Below are 17,398 nucleotides of genomic sequence, written 5' to 3' on the forward strand. Positions count from 1 at the left end.
TCACCGTTACTCGCGACTGAATGACCGATGAAATCGTTTTGAATTCGCCGGTCGCGTTCGGCATTTTCAAATGACGCCGAACGATGCGAGAACGCTTATCAAAAGGGGCTGGTGATTCGCGCGGGCCACCCGCGTCGAGAGAATCGGCAACGACAATGGCGCGTGGCAAGGCCAAGCGGCGAAAGAACCGACGAATACGCCGTCAATGAGGAGATTGCAGCAATGCGTTGCATCGGCACCCCGAGCTTCGGGGCACCGACGCTTTTACAGCGGAGAGATCCAAACGCGACCGTCGAACTCGGCGGTCAGACGGCCGTGACGGTAACCGACTTCGACACGAGGTACGGTTCGAGCGCCTCGGGACCCCCCTCCGAGCCGTAGCCCGAATCCTTCACGCCGCCGAACGGCATTTCCGGCCACGGCGTCGCCGGCTGGTTGATCCACAGCATGCCGACTTCCAAGCGCTGCGTCAGCAGATGCACGTTCGCGAACGACTTCGTGAACGCGTAACCGGCAAGACCGTACGGAAGCCGGTTCGCTTCGGTGATGGCTTCCTCGAGCGAATCGAATCCGCGAATGGCGGCAATGGGCCCAAACGGCTCGTTGTTGAACACATCCGAGTCGAGCGACACATTAGACAGCACGGTCGGCGCGAAGAAATTGCCCTCCGTGCCGATGCGCTCGCCGCCGGTCTCGACGCGTGCGCCGGTCGCGCGCGCGTTCTCGACGACAGAGGCCATCGCCGTGAGCCGGCGCGCATTCGCGAGCGCGCCGAGCGTCGTGCCTTCCTCGAGACCATTGCCGACCTTCAGCCCTTGCGCGTGCTTGACCAGTTCGTGCGTGAATGCTTCGCGAACGCTGTTGTGGACCAGAAAGCGCGTAGGCGAAATACAGACCTGGCCCGCATTGCGAAATTTCGAGCCGCCGGCGGCCCTCACCGCGAGCGCGACGTCGGCATCCTCGGCGACGATGACGGGCGCATGGCCGCCCAACTCCATCGTCGCGCGCTTCATGTGCTGGCCGGCCAAGGCCGCCAATTGCTTGCCGACCGGCGTGGAGCCCGTGAACGTGACCTTGCGGATCACGGGATGTGCAATCAAGTACGAGGAAATCTCGGCGGGATTGCCGAACACGAGACCGATCACGCCCGCCGGCACACCTGCATCGACGAATGCGCGCAGCAGCGCGGCCGGCGACGCCGGCGTTTCCTCCGGCGCCTTCACGAGGAACGAGCAGCCGGTCGCCAGCGCCGCGCTCAGCTTGCGCACGACCTGGTTGACCGGGAAATTCCACGGCGTGAACGCGGCAACCGGACCGACGGGCTCGCGCACCACCGTCTGCTGCGCCCCGAGATTGCGCGGCGGAACGATCCGGCCATAGACGCGCCGCCCTTCGTCGGCGAACCATTCGATGATGTCCGCGGCCGCGAGCACTTCGATGCGCGCTTCGCCGAGCGGCTTGCCTTGTTCCTGCGTCATCCATTGCGCGATCGTCGCGGCGCGCTCACGCACGAGCCCCGCCGCTTTGCGCATCGTCGCCGCGCGTTCGTGCGCGGGCACCCGGCGCCACTTTTCGAAACCGCGCTGCGCGGCGGCCAGCGCGCGATCCAGATCCGCAATGCCCGCATGCGCAACCTTGCCGATCACTTGACCCGTCGCGGGATTGACGACGTCGATCGTCTTGCCGCCGGCCGCGTCGCACCACTCGCCGTCGATCAGTAGTTGCGTATTCGTATAAGTCACGTTTGTCATCCAGACTCCCTGCTATCCGCAAAAAAATGCGCTTCCCAATCAAGCGAGGAAGCGCCGATTAATCACACGCCCATATACGCCCGCGGCGGTCTCGATCTTGGCAGCATACTCGTCTTTCGCAAATCCAGTGCGACGACGGTAAACCGCGCTCGAGCGAGCAAGAGACGAACGATCAAGCCTTGGGCTCGAGCGCGTGCAGGCTCATGGCGAGCGAGATCGAGGTGAAATAGCCTATCGTGATCAGCAATTCCGCGATCACCGCACGGCCCAGTTCGGCCACATATCGCGCAAAGCGCGCGTCGTCGACTACGCCGCCCGCGAGAATGTCGTGGACCGCATCGCAGACCACCCCGAGACGCCCGCTGTCCGGCTCCGTATGCCGGTTTTCAATGATGGCGGCGACCACCGCCTCCGGAACGCCCGCTTTCAGCGCATGCCGGCGGTGGTTTGCGATGACATAGGGCGCATTCCAAAACACCGCCGTCGACAGGATCGCCACTTCGGTTTCCGCCTCGCTCAGCACCGGCGACCGATCGACGTGGGTGCCGATGATCTCCATCCCTTCGGCGAGACGCGGGTTGTGCAGCCATATGTTGAACGGCGTGGGAATGCGTCCCCGCCCTTCGCCCAGTCGCGCGATGACGGTCTTCTGTTCATCGGTGGCCTTCTCCGGGTCGATACGCTCGAGTCGATTGTTCGTCATGCTCTTTCCTTCCAGCAAAAAAGATAACAAAGCAAGGCCTTGCCGTTGCACGTCACAGGCCCATGGCCCCTAGCGCGGGGAACCACTGCCCGATCAGGCTACTAGGCCAAGGAATATGAATGATCTGATCGAAAACGCCATAGATGAGCCCCGTCACGCAAACCGCGAGGATCAAACTGAGCCGCCAACGCTCGCGCCCCTCGATGCGCATGAACGCGACGATCATCAGCAGCACCGTCGGCAGCATGCCGATCACCGCCATGCAAAGGAGAAAGCCAATGAACCAGCCGAAGAACTTCGCAGCGCGTATCAACACGACCTTGCCGTGCAATGCTTCATCGTGGCTGCTCGACATATCCATGTGGATGCCGCCGCCAGCCGCCGTCCCAGCCGGCGCCGGCGTCACGAAAACCTTGTAGACGAGACTGCCCGTGCCGGCGATCACGAGAATGCTCGCGACGACCGTCGGCCCGATTCTGGCCATCAGCAGCCATCCCTGCGCGCTCACCAGCATGTAGATGCCTATGCCGATGAAGAACAGATAGGCGAGGTCTTGGCGCTCGAATACGGGCTTCCCGCTCGGCCGCAGCCGCGCGAGCCCACCCTTGAGCAAGGCATTGACCAGCGGCTTGAGAAAGACCAGCGCCGACAAGACGAGCAGAACCAGGACGACCGGCCGCCTCATCCAATCGGTGTCGTAGCGCATGAAGGAGATCGACATGTAGCGCTCCATCAGCACACCGAGCACGAGACCGAGAATCAGCGGCGGACGCGCCCATCTCAAACGCTTCATGGTCCAGCCGATCACGCCTGCGATCAGCAGCACGAACAAATCGCCCCAGCTACGCGAGCCTTGGAAGGCGCCGACATAGATGATCGGCATGATGACCGGCAGAATGAGCGTATAGCGCAGCGTGGAAATCTTCGCGAATTGTCCGCTCAGCAGGAAACAAAGGCCCGCGCCGAAGATATTGGCGAGCGCGATCGACCACACCATCGAATAGGTCAACGCGAGATGCTTGGTCAGCATATCGGGACCCGGAATAAACCCGTGCACCATCAATGCGCTGAGCAAAATGGCCTGTGCCGCGCCGCCGGGTACGCCGAACGACAGCATCGGCACCAGGCTGCCGCCCTCTCGCGCATTGTTGGCCGCTTCGGGCGCGATGACGCCGCGCACGTCGCCAGTGGTGAAGGTATCCTTCGCGCCCTTCGACGTTTGCAATGCATGTCCGTAGGCGATCCAATCGGTTACCGCGCCCGTGATTCCCGGGATGGCCCCGAGAATCGCGCCCAGGCCGCCGCAACGAACGATCAAGAACCAGTTTCGCAAACTGTCGGTGACGCCATGCATCATCCCTTGGCGCGAACTGAACTGGACTTTATCGGCGATCGCCGTGCGGCGGATGGCGAGCTCGCACAGCTCCGGCAGCGCAAACAGGCCAAGAATGATCGGCACCTTGGGGATGCCGTCCTGCAGATAGAGGAGATCGCCCGTCCAACGCATTTGCCCGGTTTCGACATTGGTGCCGATCATGCCGATCAGAATGCCGAAGCACGCGACGACGATCCCCTTGAGCGGCGCGTTGCCCGATAGGGCCGACACCATCGAGATCCCGAAAATCGTCAGCCCCAGCATTTCGGGCGTACCGATGGAGAGCACGAAAGGCCGCACCAGCGGCAACGAGATGGCCAAGATGACCGCGCCGATGAGCCCGCCGAACATCGACGACATGTAGCACGCGCTCAGCGCGCGCGATGCTTCACCGCGCCGGGTCATCGGCAGACCGTCGAGCACGGTCGCCTGTGAAGCCGCGTGCCCCGGTACGCCGAACAGCACGGCCGGAATAACGTCCGACGTCGTAATGACCGAAGCCATGCCGAGCAGCATGGCAAAGGCCGCGTACGGATCCATCGTGTAGGTGAAAGGCACCAGCAGCGCAAAGCCGGTCAACCCGCCGATGCCCGGCAACAGCCCAATGGCCAGCCCGATCAGAACGCCGAACCAGAGAAAGACCAGACGATTGAATTGCAAGATCGTCGACAGCGCATGGCCGGCCGCCGACAACGTTGCGTGGTTGAGGAATTCCATGAGTCATCCTGATTAGCGAGCGGGCTCGGCAGGCTCATCGTTTGAGCCGATGAGCGCCGAAGATAGGCGCGTCGTACCGAGCGGTGCGCGAGCGCCTATGACTTCGACACGTCCTACCGATCGGCGAGCGTGGGATAGAGAACCTTCGCCGTACCGCCCCATACCCACGCACGCTCCTCCTCGCTAAGCGAAGCGAAACAGGCATGCCCCTGATCGATGAGCTTCTTCAACGGTCCCGCCGATGCCGGGTAGTTCGAGCCGAAAGCCAAATGATCCGCGCCAAACACCTTCGCCAGATGCGGGAAGAAGGCCTCGGCTCCGCCCGGCGCCGCCTGCGCGAGATCGAAGGTACGCGGCGTGATCTTCATATAGACGTTGCTGTATTTCGCCAGATCGAACAACTCGTTGCAGGCCGCATAGGGCGGGCCTTCTTCGAGAACGGGGCGGCCGCAGTGGTCGAGCACGATCTTCACGGTAGGGAAACGTCGAGCCAGTTCGGCCACCATCGACAAACCGGTCGGCGTCGTCTGAACCGCCATCGTCATGCCGATCTGCGCGCAGCGCTCCCAAATCGGAAATGTGGCGGGATTGACCAGCCAGCTTCCGTCGCTTTGATGCGTAGCCCCGCCCGTGAACAGCCGAATCCCGCCCATGCCGCGCGTCAGCCAGTAATCGAACGTGTTCAGCGCACCGGGCGCCAATAAATCGAACGAGTAGACGCCCGTGAATCGCTTGGGCTGCGCAGCCACGCTATCGGCCACGTATGCGTTGTTGTGCCCATACGTCGTCGACGAATGCACGATCGCAGCCTTCGCCACCCCGGCTTCATCCATTTCCGCGACCAACTGCTCGAACGTCACCGCACGCGTGGCCGACCAGTTCGAACGATGTCCGTGCTGCGGAGCAATCGGGTAGCGAACCGCGTCTGTCGACACGATGTGCGGGTGAATGTCGATGATTTCTTGCGTCATGTCGATTGGACCTCTTGGAGATTTGCCGTCGTTCGCCCACGCCGGGTTCACGACATTCTCTTGCTCAGATCACGGCAGACGAAGCGCGCGGGAATAAGACCCGATACCCGCGCCGCTTCGAGCGGCCATCATTGAGCGCTATAGATGAGCTTGCGCGCGCGCTCGATCACCGATTCGGGCGTGGCATACAACTGGTTGACGATCTGCTCCACCGCGTTACCGTCGATCGGATCGATCGGGAAGCCTTGGGTTTTCATCGCCGCAATGAATTCGGGATCGGCGATCGCCTTCGCGAAGGCCACGCGCAGCGCGTCGAGACGATCCTGGGGCACGCCGTTCGGCACTGCGATGGGCCGCCCCGCCGCGAACGGCAACAGGAACAAGTTGAACAGCGCCTTGACGTCCGGCTGGGTGACATAGGCGCTCAGATTCGGAACGTTGGGGTAATCGGGCAGACTATTCCACCCCAATTGCAGCAACACTTTCATCTTGCCGTTGGCGAGCATCTGCGCCGGCGCGCCCTGGCTCAGCCCGTCGATGGTCGAGGCCCAGCCGTCGACCTCGCCGCGCTGCATCGCCAGATAAACCTCGCCGCGCCCCGTATAGCCGGGAACGATGCGCATCTTCGCGCCAACGTACTCATCGAGCAGCGCCGGCAGCGTCCGATCCTCGTTGGAAAAGCCGGTCGCGCCGATATACATCTTCTTTTTGAAGAGATCGTCTGCCGTGGTCACACCGGAGCGCGTCATCCCGACCAAGCAGTACTGCACCTTATCGAGACTGCCGAGCCATCTGACTTTTCTGGGATCGAAGCTGTGCTGCCTCGGGTCGAGCAAGGGGATATAGAGGTTGTTCCGTTGCAGGAAGCCGACGACAGTGCCGTCATTGGGCTGCGTGGACTGAAGCGAAGCCGCCGCCACCATGCCTCCCGCGCCCACGACGTTCATCACCACGGCGTCGGGGTGCCCGGGAATGTACTTGACGAAGAAACGTGCGAACTGACGTGCAAGCGTGTCGGTGGGTGTACCTGCATCGGCACTGACGATGAGCGTCACGGTTTTGCCGTGATAAAACTGTTCGACCGACTGACCGAACGCCGGCCCAGCGACCGCCATCACGGCAATGCATATCAGCGCCGCGCAAGTGCGTATTGCGGTCCTGTAGTTCATAGTCGTCTTCGTCTCCGTACACCGATCCGCAATCTGCCGTCGAGGCGAGCCGAGAATCGTTGCCGTCCCGGTGATAGATTACGTTTTCCTTCTGATTGCTGGGTAAACGCAGTTAGCGCAGTTAGATTCTGCCAGCGCGACGCCGCATATCAATTGAGAAAAGCTGCATGAGGGTTGAGCAAACGGTTAAGTGCCCGTCCACGCCCTCGCTTCGCGCCCGCTCATTGATGGGGCCGCTTCGCTTTGCCTTGCGAGAGCGCGCTCGACGAGGAATTGAAGCCGCCTCGCAGGCTTTCGGCCGCATCTTCCAAACACGTGACCATCAGCTTCGCGCTGGGGGTTAAACCGCGATTGCGATTCCACAGCACGCCGGCCGGGCGGAGCAATCGAGGCAGACTCAACGGAAGCGTATGAAAAGACTGCGTGGTGTCGTTCGTGGGCGAATCGGCCATCACGGCAATGAAATCGGAAACCTGCAACTGGGCACGCGCAACGTGAAGAGACAGCGTTTCGATGTAGTTGTTGGTCAACGGCACGTCATGCGCTTCGAGCGTCCGCTCGAGCGGATCGCGCAATATCGACCCGGACGGCGGAAGGATCCACGGATAGGGGAGCAGGTCCGCCCATTCCAGCGTTTTCCTGCGCGCCAACGGATGGTGACGGCCGGTCATCAACGTCACCGGCTCCTCGAGCAATTCCCTTTCCTCGAAACTGCCCAGCGTATCCGGAGGCGGCAGGCGGCCCACCACCAAATCGAGGTGGCCTTGCCAGAGTTCCGGCAGCAGCGACGACGTCGTCCCTTCGGTGACCGTCACATTGGTACCCGGCGAGCGCTCCTTCAAGAAGCTCAGCGCTCGCGGCAACAGCGCGGAGGCCGAAGCCGGCAACATGCCGATGTGAACCTTCCCCTCGGTCCCCGAACTCAGGGCTCTCAGTTCATCGCGCGCCTGATTCAGAATCGTCAGCATCGCGCGGGCGTGGCGAATGAGGCAATCACCGTAGGGCGTCGGCACTACGCCCTGGGCCGTACGCGAAAACAAAACGAGCCCAAGCCCGCGCTCGAGTTCGGCCAGCGACTTCGATACGGCGGGCACCGTCACGTGGGTGACGTCGGCCACTTGCGTCAAGTTGCGATACGTGTCGATCGCCACGAGCAAGCGCAAGTGCCGCGCTTTCAAATTGATCTGTAAGTACCAGTCGAGTTCCGACACTTCGCTTGACTCCACCGGCTTTACCGACAAGTTAATGGGCGATCCGCAATCAATCGGTTCTCACGGCAACGGTAGGACGCAGGTCGCCCCAATAGGCGATAACGTCGTGTCAATTCGCCCGTCGCGTGATTGCACGCAAGATTCTGCCAGCGCACCAGCGCGGGTCAATTGAGATAAACGGCTTGGGGTTTGAGGAAACGGTTAACGCAGCGAAGCACGAGCGCCGCTTCGAGGACGAGGGCTAACGGGGGCGCTTCGCCTTGACCACGGACAACGGCGCGCGCGCTGGCGTAGCCGGCGTATCGAGGCTGGCCTGCAACTGTTGCGCGGCCTCTTCCAGACACGAAACCATGAGTTGCGCGCTAGGCGTAAGACCCCGATTGCGACTCCACATGACGCCGGCCGGGCGCAGCAAGCGAGGCAGGCTAAGCGGAAGCGTATGAAGCGGTTGCATGGTGTCGTTGGCCTGCGTGCCGGCCATCACGGCGATGAAATCCGAAACCTGCAACTGCGCACGCGCGACATGAATCGAGAGTGTCTCGATGTAGTTGTCGGTCAGCGGCACGCCGTGCGCTTCGAGCGTCCGCTCGAGCGGTTCGCGCAATATTGTTCCGGGTGGCGGAAGAATCCAGGGATAAGGGCACAGGTCCGACCATTCCAAGGTTTTCCTGCGCGCCAGCGGATGATGACGGCCGGTGACCAACGTCACCGGCTCCTCGAGCAGCTCCATCTCCTCGAAACTGCCCAGCGTATCGGGCGGCGGCAGGCGGCCCACCACCAAGTCGAGGTGCCCCTGCCAAAGTTCGGGCAGCAGCAACGCCGTCGTCCCTTCGTTTACCGTGACATTGGTACCGGGCGAGCGCTCCTTCAGAAGCGTCAGCGCCCGCGGCAACAGCACCGAGGCCGAAGCCGGCAGCATGCCGATGTGAACCTTCCCCTCGGTCCCCGAACTGAGGGCTTTCAACTCATCGCGGGCCTGATTCAGAATCGTCAGCATCGCGCGGGCGTGACGAATGAGGCAATCGCCGTACGGCGTGGGCACCAAACCCTGCACCGTGCGTGTAAACAACGTAAGCCCGAGTCCTCGCTCGAGCTCGGCCAGGGACTTCGACACGGCCGGCACGGTGACATGGGTGACGTCGGCCACTTGCGTCAAGTTGCGATACGTGTCGATCGCCACGAGCAGGCGCATGTGCCGTGCCTTCAGATTGATCTGCAGGTACCAATCGAGTTCTGACACTTCGCTTAACTCCACCAGCTTGACCAAACCGTTAAACCGAAAGCCATTTTACTCAATCGACTTCGGGGCGACTCGCTGGCAACATCGAACAGCATCCACTCACGTCGATCGAGGCCGGCTCCTCGCACCTATCGTGACGAGCTTGCCGCCGACCGCTCTCGCAACCGCAAGCGCGACGCGTGTCAGCGCCGATCCACGTCTAGTCCCTGGGCGCAGTCTATGTCCGGCCACCATCGCGCGCAAGCGGACCCCTCGTCGCGCGATGGCTCGGTGCGATGGCTCGGTGCAATTCCTCCTTGACAGGCCTGATCCGGCGTGGACGTATTCGTCGCGGCTCATGCTCAGCATCATGCACGTACCCGAACGTATCCTCTCCGCAGCCATGCGCGAACCCGAGCGAATCGAACGTACATCGCCGCCGCGCGCCTTTCATCTACTACAACTCGCCGGCTCGACCGGCCACGGAGACTGACGATGAATCAAACCTTCACCCGCCGGCGCTTCTTGCGCGGCACCGGGCTGCTTGGGCTCAGCCTCGCCGCGGGAAGCCTCCTCATGCCGTTTATCGCGCGGGCCGCTTCCACGCAAATCAGAATCGTCAGCAACCCGGGGCTGGAGAACGCCACGTTGAACGCGCTAATGGATGAACGCGGCTATTTCAAGCAATACGGGGTCAATGCGCAAATCATCGAGGCCCCCGGTATCGCCGGTCCCTTCGACGCCATCGCGGCCGGCGCGGCGGACCTGTGCATGGTGTCGGGTTACGACAGGGTGCTATCGCGCATCGAGCAAGGCGCCAAGGTCAAGATCGTCGGTGCCGGGATGAAAAAGTGCGCACTGACGGTTTACGCGAAGCCCGATGCGATCCAAACGCTCGCCGATCTGAAGGGCAAGACGGTGGCGGTCGGTCCGCGATTGGGTCTGCTGCATACGCTGATGCTGCAACTCATGAAAGTGAAAGGCATCGATGCCGCGCAAATCAATTTCGTCGACAAGGGCGGCAACGAGCAGTGTTATGAAGCGGTCGTCAAAGGCGAAGCCGATGCATGCTGCGCGAGCATCTCGCATCTGAACGACGACGGCGCTCTGGTGGTGCTCCATGAGGCCGACATGTGGGAAGCACTTCCGCATTGCACTTTCCAGACGGCCTATGCGGCCGATTCCGCGCTCGCGCAGAAGCACGAGGGCATGGTTGCGGTCATGGCCGCCTATGGGGCGCTCTACGAATACTTGATGTCGCCGGCGTCGCATGATGCCTTCTTCGAAGCGCGCAAGCACGCCCAAAAGAAATTCGACGAGGCCTCGGCGCGCGCGATCTGGCATTTCAATCAGCAACAAAAGCCCTATTCCAAAGATCTTTCGCTGACCGACGCCGACATCGGTTATCTGCAGGACATGTACATCGGCGTGGGCAGCTTGAAGCGGAAGCAACCCGTCGCCGCGGTGGCCGACATGTCGGCGGCGAACGCCGCGGCGAAGTTGCTCGGCTAACCGATTGATGCTCCGCTAAAAGAAATTCGGCGGGGAAGGCCATGCCCTCCCCGCCGAAGTCGCATCGAGACGCCGATTTAGAACGTGTGCCGAATACCCGCGATGAGGGAAATCTGCGCGCCACCGGCCGGAGGCGCTACGACGGGCGTATCGTTCGTCGCCGAAAACGCGAGGTTGCCGCCGTTCTGCATGTGTTCGCCGGTCACATAGAGCATCGTGCGCTTGGACAGCGCGTAGGTGCCGCGCAATACGAGCGCCATGGCCTTGTTCGGCGAATTCTCGTATTTGATGTCGGCCACCATCGCGTCGACGAAGAAAAAGTGAGTCACGGGCACGGTGCCTGTCACCCAAACCAAATTGCTCTTCGGCGTAGCGATGCCTTCGTCGTCGCGCTTGATCCAACCTCCCCCGAATTTAGCGCCGCGAAACTTGAAGTAGCCGCCCACGATGAACCGGCTGTCGGTCAGTTTCGGCGAAGTGAGACCGCCCCACGTCGCCGAGGTGCCGCCGTAATTGCGCTCATACGAGGTGGCAACACCCCACCCGTGCCCCTCGTAATGAAGCAGCGTCGAGTATTCTCTGCATTCGTTGGACGGGACCGTTTCGCCCGGGCAATCCGTGGCGACCGAACTGTTGCCGGCAACGGCATCGCGGCCGAAACTGTAGTTCACGCCGGCTTCGAGCCCGCCGAGCGCGACGCGATAGCTGACGGCATTATCGGCACGCGCGTTCGCAATCCCGTTGTCCATCGTCGTCAGGCCTTGCGCTCCCGTTCCGAACGGATTGGCGATGTGCACGGCATAGAAGCGCATGGTGTATTGGCGCCCGAACGTCAATCGACCGTATTTTCCGTCGAGGCCGACGTAGGCCTGCCGCCCGAACATGCGCCCGCCCTGGAGCGACGTGCCGTTGCTCGGCGCAAAGCCGCCTTGCAAGTCGAATATGGTGTGCAGGCCGCCACCCAGATCCTCTTGTCCGCGCAATCCGAAGAAGGAAGTCGCCGTTCCCGAACCTTCGCGGAACGCATCGGAAGTCGTTTTGCCCGTGGCCACGTGATTGACGAACTCCACCCCCTGATCGATCAAGCCGTATAACGTGACTGAACTCCCCCCTTGGATCGATCCCAAATTTAAGCTGTCCCCTGCCCACGCCGGTGCAGTGCTCATCAGCGCCGCGCAGGCGCATATGGCGGTCTTGTATTTCATCTGTTCACTGTCTCCAATATAGCGTTCCGCGATCCACTGTAGTCGCGAGCCGGAGACGATCGCCGTTCCGGTGGTGGGTCACGTGTCCTCGTTCTTTTTACCGAGTGACGAGCGCAGTGTTGCGAATGCCTAACCGACGGTCCATTGAGAAAAGCGGCCTGTCGTTTGAGCGAACGGTTAACGTTGGTAACAATTGGCCGGGACGCATAGAGCTTGCCGGAAAGCAATAGGGGTCTTTCGCCCCGACATTTGGGGGAGGCTTGTTGCATCGGTGCCACGTCGAAATGGGGGCATTCTCACATTGCCCATCACTATCGCCCCCTTAGCCGACGAGGTCTTTACATATATCGTCAAAAAGCGATATATGATTCTGACAACGACGATCTTGGCCTGAACCTGCTTCACGCATCCTGCGTGAAGCCCGATCGTCCGAACCGCTTGCAATGACGATCGACATCGACGCCATCCACAAGGCACTCGCCAATCCCGTGCGGCGCGAGATTCTCGCGTGGCTCAAGGAGCCGAGCGTCTACTTCCCCGAGCAAGAGTTGCCGCTCGATTGCGGCGTGTGCGCCGGGCAGATCAACGTGCGCTGCGGCCTATCGCAGTCGACGGTGTCGGCCCACCTCGCCACGTTGCAGAGCGCGGGGCTCGTGACGGCGAAGCGGGTGGGCCAGTGGAGCTTTTTCAAGCGAAACGAAACCGTCATTCAAGCGTTTCTCGCATCGCTGCGCGACGAACTATAAGGCACGAACACGCCTGACCGTTCGCACGCGGCCCCATGTTGCGTTCACGTTTGCACAGCCCCGCGGCACGTTCTGCGCCGCGCACATAAGGAAAGCTTGCCATGCCCACTTTGTTCGATCCGCTCGTCGCCGGCGACCTGACATTGCCGAACCGCATCATCATGGCTCCGCTCACGCGACAACGCGCGGGCGAGGAGCGTCTGCCGAACGCGTTGATGGCGAAGTACTACGCCGATCGCGCATCGGCCGGCCTGATTCTCAGCGAAGCAACGTCGGTGACGCCGCAAGGCGTCGGCTATGCCGCCACGCCCGGCATCTGGTCGGATGAACAGGTGGCGGGATGGAAGATCGTGACCGATGCCGTGCATGCAGCGGGCGGCCGCATCTTCCTGCAACTGTGGCACGTCGGCCGCGTATCCGATCCGATCTTTCTGAACGGCGCACTCCCCGTCGCCCCGAGCGCGATCGCGCCGAACGGTCACGTGAGCCTCGTGCGCCCGCAGCGGCCGTTCGTCACGCCGCGCGCGCTCGAACTCGAAGAGATCCACCACGTCGTTGCCGCCTTCCGTAAGGGCGCGGAGAATGCGAAGGCTGCCGGCTTCGACGGCGTCGAAGTCCACGGTGCGAATGGTTATCTGCTCGACCAATTCCTGCAAGACAGCACGAACCGCCGCACCGACGCATATGGCGGCCCCATCGAAAACCGCGCGCGTCTCTTGCTCGAAGTCGTCGACGAATGTATCGCGGTGTGGGGTGCGGGACGCGTCGGCGTTCATCTCGCGCCGCGCGGCGATGCACATACGATGGGCGATTCGAGCCCCGCGCAAACGTTCGGTTACGTCGCACGCGAACTCGGCGAGCGCCGCGTTGCCTTCATCTGCGCACGCGAATCGCTCGGCGACAACCGCCTCGGGCCGCTGCTGAAGCACACGTTCGGCGGTGTCTACATCGCGAACGAAAAATTCACGAAAGACACGGCACAGCAGACGCTCGACGCAGGCGAAGCCGATGCGGTCGCATGGGGCCAATTATTCATCGCGAACCCCGATCTGCCGACGCGCTTCAAGCGCGACACGCCGCTGAACAAACCGAACCCCGAGACGTATTACAGCGCGGGGCCCGAAGGCTACGTCGACTATCCGACGCTCGAAACGGCTTGATCCTGCTCGATTCAATATGACTGCCACATCGCACCTCGTCACCAAGGCGATCGTCACCGGGCACACGCGCGGCCTCGGCGCGGCACTCGTCGATGCACTGCTCACGCGCGGCATCGACGTGCTCGGTCTCGCACGGTCGAATCGAGCGCCCGTTGCCGATGCACCGCCGCTGCCGGGCTCGTTCGTCGAGGTCGAGCTCGATCTATCCGACAGCGAACGGCTCGCGCAATGGCTGTCCGGCGACACGCTGGCCGCGTTCCTGCACGGCGCTGACCGCGCGCTGCTCATCAACAACGCGGGAACGGTCGGGCCGATAGGTCCATGCGCCGTGCAGCCGCCGGCCGACGTCGCGCGTGCCGTCACGCTGAACGTTACGGCGCCGCTGATGTTGTCGAGCGCGTTCTCGGCCGCCACGGCCGATGTGCCCGATCGGCGCATCGCGCATGTATCGAGCGGTGCGGCGCGCAATCCATACGCGGGATGGAACATCTATTGCGCCACGAAGGCAGCGCTCGACCATCACGCGCGCGCAGCGGCACTCGATGGCGAACCAGGATTGCGTGTCGCCAGCGTGGCGCCGGGCGTGGTCGATACGGACATGCAAGGCGAGATCCGCGGCATCGACGAGGCGCGTTTCCCCCTGCGCGAGCGATTCGCCGAGATGAAGCGCACGGGGCAATTGGCGTCGCCCGAGGACGCCGCGGATACGTTCGCCGGCTACCTGCTGTCCGACGCGTTCGGTGAAACACCTACCGCGGACGTCCGCTCGCTGTAGCGTGCGCATGCACGAGCCAGTCGACCGGCAAATCGACAGGCATCGCTCAGGCCACGCGCATCGGCGATAATCGGGGCATTTATCCGCCACCGCGCGGCCGATCGGCATCGCTCGATCGGCCGCCTGCGCGGCGTCCCGTTCCGCCCCACGTCTATCCATGAGCAAGCCCGGCAGCCCGCGCCATATCGATACCCTGCTTCGCGAAGCCGTCGAGCTTCAGCAAAACGGCGCGCTCGCCGAAGCGGAAACCGTCTACCGCGAGATCCTCGCCCTACGTCCGCGCCACTTCGATGCGCTGCAATTGCTGGGCGCCTTGTCGCTGCAATCGCGCCGATACGAAGAAGGCATCGCATTGCTCGAGCGCGCGCTGGAGATCGATCCTCGCCAAGCTGCCGTGCACTCGAACCTCTCGTTTGCCCTCAACGCGATCGGCCGTCACGATAGGGCCCTAGCAGAGGCAAATCGCGCGATCGCGCTCAAGAATGGTTTCGTCGATGCGTTGAACAACCGAGGCGTCGCACTCGCGGGCCTGGATCGCCCCGAGGAAGCACTCGCGGGTTTCGAGAAAGCGCTCGCCGCCAAGCCCGAATTTCCCGAAGCGTGGAGCAACCGCAGTTGCGCGCTACGCGACCTGGGCCTGGCCGATGCCGCCGTCGCCAGTTGCGATCGAGCGATCGCGCTGCGCCCCGGTTATGCCGAGGCATGGAGCAATCGTGCCAACGCGTTGTCCGATCTCAATCGCCCGCTCGATGCGCAGGCCAGTTACGAGCGAGCTTTGGCTGCATCGTCCCAATTCGCCGATGCCTGGAACAACCTCGGGCTGACCTTCGTCGACATGAATCGGCATGCCGATGCGCTCGCCTGCTACGAACGTGCGCTCGCCCTCGAGCCCGAGTCTGCCGAGACGCATTGGAATCGTGCGCTTTGCCTATTGCAGATGGGCGATCTCGCCGCCGGCTTCGCCGAATACGAATGGCGCTGGCGGCGCAGACGCATTGCGCCGAGCCGTCGCGCGTTCGATGCCCCGCTGTGGCTCGGCGATACGCCGCTCACAGGAAAGAAGATCCTTCTTCATGCGGAGCAAGGCCTCGGCGATACACTGCAATTCTGCCGCTATGCGGCGCTCGTCGCGCGATTGGGCGCGCATGTCGTGCTCGAAGTTCAACCCGAGCTCGCGCGCTTGCTCACGAATCTCGAAGGCGTTGCCGAACTCGCGACGGCCGGCGAGGCGCTACCTGCGTTCGACTACCATTGCCCGCTTTTGAGTTTGCCGCTCGCCCTCCGGACGGTGGTCACGACGGTGCCTGCCGATACGCCGTATCTGTTCGCGCAAGCGCAAGCATCGGCGCATTGGCGCACCCGCATCGAGCAAGCCGTGCCGCGAAGCGCGCTCAAAGTGGGCCTCGTCTGGGCCGGCGGTCATCGCCCGCACGTGCCGGAGTTGCGAAAGAACGACGCACGCAGGTCGATGAGCGTCGATCGCTTCGCACCGATCATCGAGGTACCCGGCGTGCAATTCTTCAGCCTGCAAAAGGGCGCAAAAGCCGAGCAGCAACTCGGTGCGATGCGCGAACACAACGAAGCGAGTAGGCGCGTGATCGACTGGACGGAGGCGTTGACCGACTTCGCCGATACGGCCGCGCTCGTCGACAACCTCGATCTCGTGATTTCCGTCGATACCTCGACGGCCCACCTGGCCGGCGCGATGAACAAGCCGGTGTGGATCTTGAACCGGCTGGACACATGTTGGCGCTGGATGCTCGGGCGCGAAGACAGCCCCTGGTATCCGAGCGCGCGGCTGTTCAGGCAACCTGCGCTCGGCGATTGGGACAGCGTGATCGAGGCGATCGCGCGTGCCTTGAGCTCGCTCGTGAAAACGCGGGCGAGCGAAGCATCGCGTTGATCGGTGATACGCGACGCTCAATCTGCTGCGAACGCAACCAACTCCCGGGTAAGCGCCTCGCTCGCGGGCATCATCGGCGCCCGCAATTCGTTCGCGATCCACCCTTGCACCGCGAGCGCAGCCTTCACCGGCGCCGGGTTCGGCTCGGATACCAACGCGCGCAGCAACGGCGCCAACTCGCGATAGATCGCACGCCCTTGCGCCAAGTCACCGCGGGCGAGCGCTCGATACATCGCAACGAAATGCTCCGTGCGCACGTGGGCGGCCGCCGAGATCGCACCCGCGCCGCCCATGCATAGCGATGAAAACATCGCGTCGTCATTGCCCGCCAGCACGGCAAGCCGCCCGTCGAGAATCAGCGCCAACGTCGTCTCCGGCACACCCGAGCAATCCTTGATCGCTTCGATGCGAGGATGAGCCGCCAGCGTCAGCAGCGTATCGAGTTCGATCCGCACGCCGGTGCGGTAGGGAATGTCATAAAGAACGATGGGCTTCGCGCTTGCGTCGGCCAACGTCGAAAAATGATCGACGAGCCCCGCTTGCGACGGCCGAATGTAATACGGCGCGCAAACGAGCACACCCGCGATCGGCTCATCGTTGAGTCGCAACACGCGCTCGCGCAACGCGACGGCTTGGTTGCCGGCTACACCCGCGATGACAGGCAAACCCTCCGCCGCTCGCAGAATCGTCGCAAGCACGGCATCTTGTTCCTCGTGCGATAGCGCCGCGGGCTCGCCCGTCGTACCGAGCGCAGCAAAACCGGCCACGCCCGCATCGCGATAGCGGGCAACGAGTGCCGCAAGCGCGCGATGATCGACCACCCCCGCCTGAAACGGCGTGACGAGCGGAATCCAAATACCGGAAAAAATAGACATGACTTCACCTCGTAACGTGACCGAATCAAAACCGAGGGAAGGCGCCGGGCAGGCTGGGCAAAGAAGAGACGCTTGTGTCGCTGCACCGTCGCAAGTCCGACGGCAC

General features: G+C 62.6%; 14 protein-coding genes. 5 read left to right on the forward strand and 9 right to left on the reverse strand.

What is annotated here, in order from left to right; all coding sequences use genetic code 11:
- Window positions 1-305: 305 nt before the first annotated feature.
- The 7 genes from J3485_RS24160 to J3485_RS24190 form a co-directional block, all read right to left on the reverse strand.
- Window positions 306-1,751, reverse strand: coding sequence for an NAD-dependent succinate-semialdehyde dehydrogenase (locus tag J3485_RS24160; protein WP_206956854.1), 1,446 nt, complete (start codon window positions 1,749-1,751; stop codon window positions 306-308).
- A 172-nt stretch (window positions 1,752-1,923) separates the two neighbouring features.
- Window positions 1,924-2,454 (reverse strand): carboxymuconolactone decarboxylase family protein, encoded by a 531-nt coding sequence (locus tag J3485_RS24165; RefSeq protein ID WP_206956855.1) that lies wholly within the window; start codon window positions 2,452-2,454, stop codon window positions 1,924-1,926.
- 52 nt (window positions 2,455-2,506) lie between these two features.
- The gene (locus J3485_RS24170) at window positions 2,507-4,546 is read right to left on the reverse strand and encodes a tripartite tricarboxylate transporter permease (RefSeq protein WP_206956856.1); all 2,040 of its coding nucleotides are present in this window, start codon (window positions 4,544-4,546) and stop codon (window positions 2,507-2,509) included.
- A gap of 113 nt (window positions 4,547-4,659) precedes the next feature.
- The gene (locus tag J3485_RS24175; protein WP_206956857.1) at window positions 4,660-5,517 is read right to left on the reverse strand and encodes an amidohydrolase family protein; all 858 of its coding nucleotides are present in this window, start codon (window positions 5,515-5,517) and stop codon (window positions 4,660-4,662) included.
- 128 nt (window positions 5,518-5,645) lie between these two features.
- A complete protein-coding gene (locus J3485_RS24180; RefSeq protein ID WP_206956858.1) occupies window positions 5,646-6,686 on the reverse strand; it encodes a Bug family tripartite tricarboxylate transporter substrate binding protein in 1,041 nt (346 codons plus the stop codon).
- A 221-nt stretch (window positions 6,687-6,907) separates the two neighbouring features.
- A complete protein-coding gene (locus tag J3485_RS24185; RefSeq protein WP_206956859.1) occupies window positions 6,908-7,897 on the reverse strand; it encodes a LysR substrate-binding domain-containing protein in 990 nt (329 codons plus the stop codon).
- A 241-nt stretch (window positions 7,898-8,138) separates the two neighbouring features.
- A complete protein-coding gene (locus J3485_RS24190; RefSeq protein ID WP_206956860.1) occupies window positions 8,139-9,137 on the reverse strand; it encodes a LysR substrate-binding domain-containing protein in 999 nt (332 codons plus the stop codon).
- 474 nt (window positions 9,138-9,611) lie between these two features.
- On the opposite strand from J3485_RS24190, the gene J3485_RS24195 reads away from it, so the two are divergent.
- Window positions 9,612-10,628: an ABC transporter substrate-binding protein gene (locus tag J3485_RS24195; RefSeq protein WP_206956861.1), complete on the forward strand. Its 1,017-nt coding sequence runs from the start codon at window positions 9,612-9,614 to the stop codon at window positions 10,626-10,628.
- Window positions 10,629-10,705: 77 nt separating this feature from the next.
- Here the strand turns inward: J3485_RS24195 and J3485_RS24200 are convergent, their stop codons facing one another.
- Entirely contained in the window at window positions 10,706-11,833 is a 1,128-nt protein-coding gene (locus J3485_RS24200; RefSeq protein WP_206956862.1) for a porin, read from the reverse strand.
- 443 nt (window positions 11,834-12,276) lie between these two features.
- Between J3485_RS24200 and J3485_RS24205 the strand changes: the two genes are divergently transcribed.
- The 4 genes from J3485_RS24205 (at window position 12,277) to J3485_RS24220 (ending at window position 16,417) form a co-directional block, all read left to right on the forward strand.
- A complete protein-coding gene (locus J3485_RS24205) occupies window positions 12,277-12,579 on the forward strand; it encodes an ArsR/SmtB family transcription factor (RefSeq protein WP_206956863.1) in 303 nt (100 codons plus the stop codon).
- Between the two features lie 101 nt (window positions 12,580-12,680).
- A complete protein-coding gene (locus J3485_RS24210) occupies window positions 12,681-13,739 on the forward strand; it encodes an alkene reductase (RefSeq protein WP_206956864.1) in 1,059 nt (352 codons plus the stop codon).
- A gap of 16 nt (window positions 13,740-13,755) precedes the next feature.
- Window positions 13,756-14,514 (forward strand): SDR family oxidoreductase, encoded by a 759-nt coding sequence (locus J3485_RS24215; RefSeq protein WP_206956865.1) that lies wholly within the window; start codon window positions 13,756-13,758, stop codon window positions 14,512-14,514.
- 157 nt (window positions 14,515-14,671) lie between these two features.
- The gene (locus J3485_RS24220) at window positions 14,672-16,417 is read left to right on the forward strand and encodes a tetratricopeptide repeat protein (RefSeq protein WP_206956866.1); all 1,746 of its coding nucleotides are present in this window, start codon (window positions 14,672-14,674) and stop codon (window positions 16,415-16,417) included.
- A gap of 17 nt (window positions 16,418-16,434) precedes the next feature.
- Here J3485_RS24220 and dapA read toward each other — a convergent pair whose 3' ends face one another.
- Window positions 16,435-17,292 carry a 4-hydroxy-tetrahydrodipicolinate synthase gene (dapA, locus tag J3485_RS24225; protein WP_206956867.1) on the reverse strand — a complete coding sequence of 286 codons (858 nt, stop codon included), beginning with the start codon at window positions 17,290-17,292 and terminating at the stop codon, window positions 16,435-16,437.
- Window positions 17,293-17,398 lie beyond the last annotated feature (106 nt).

This window comes from Trinickia acidisoli (assembly GCF_017315725.1).
Lineage (GTDB): Bacteria > Pseudomonadota > Gammaproteobacteria > Burkholderiales > Burkholderiaceae > Trinickia > Trinickia acidisoli.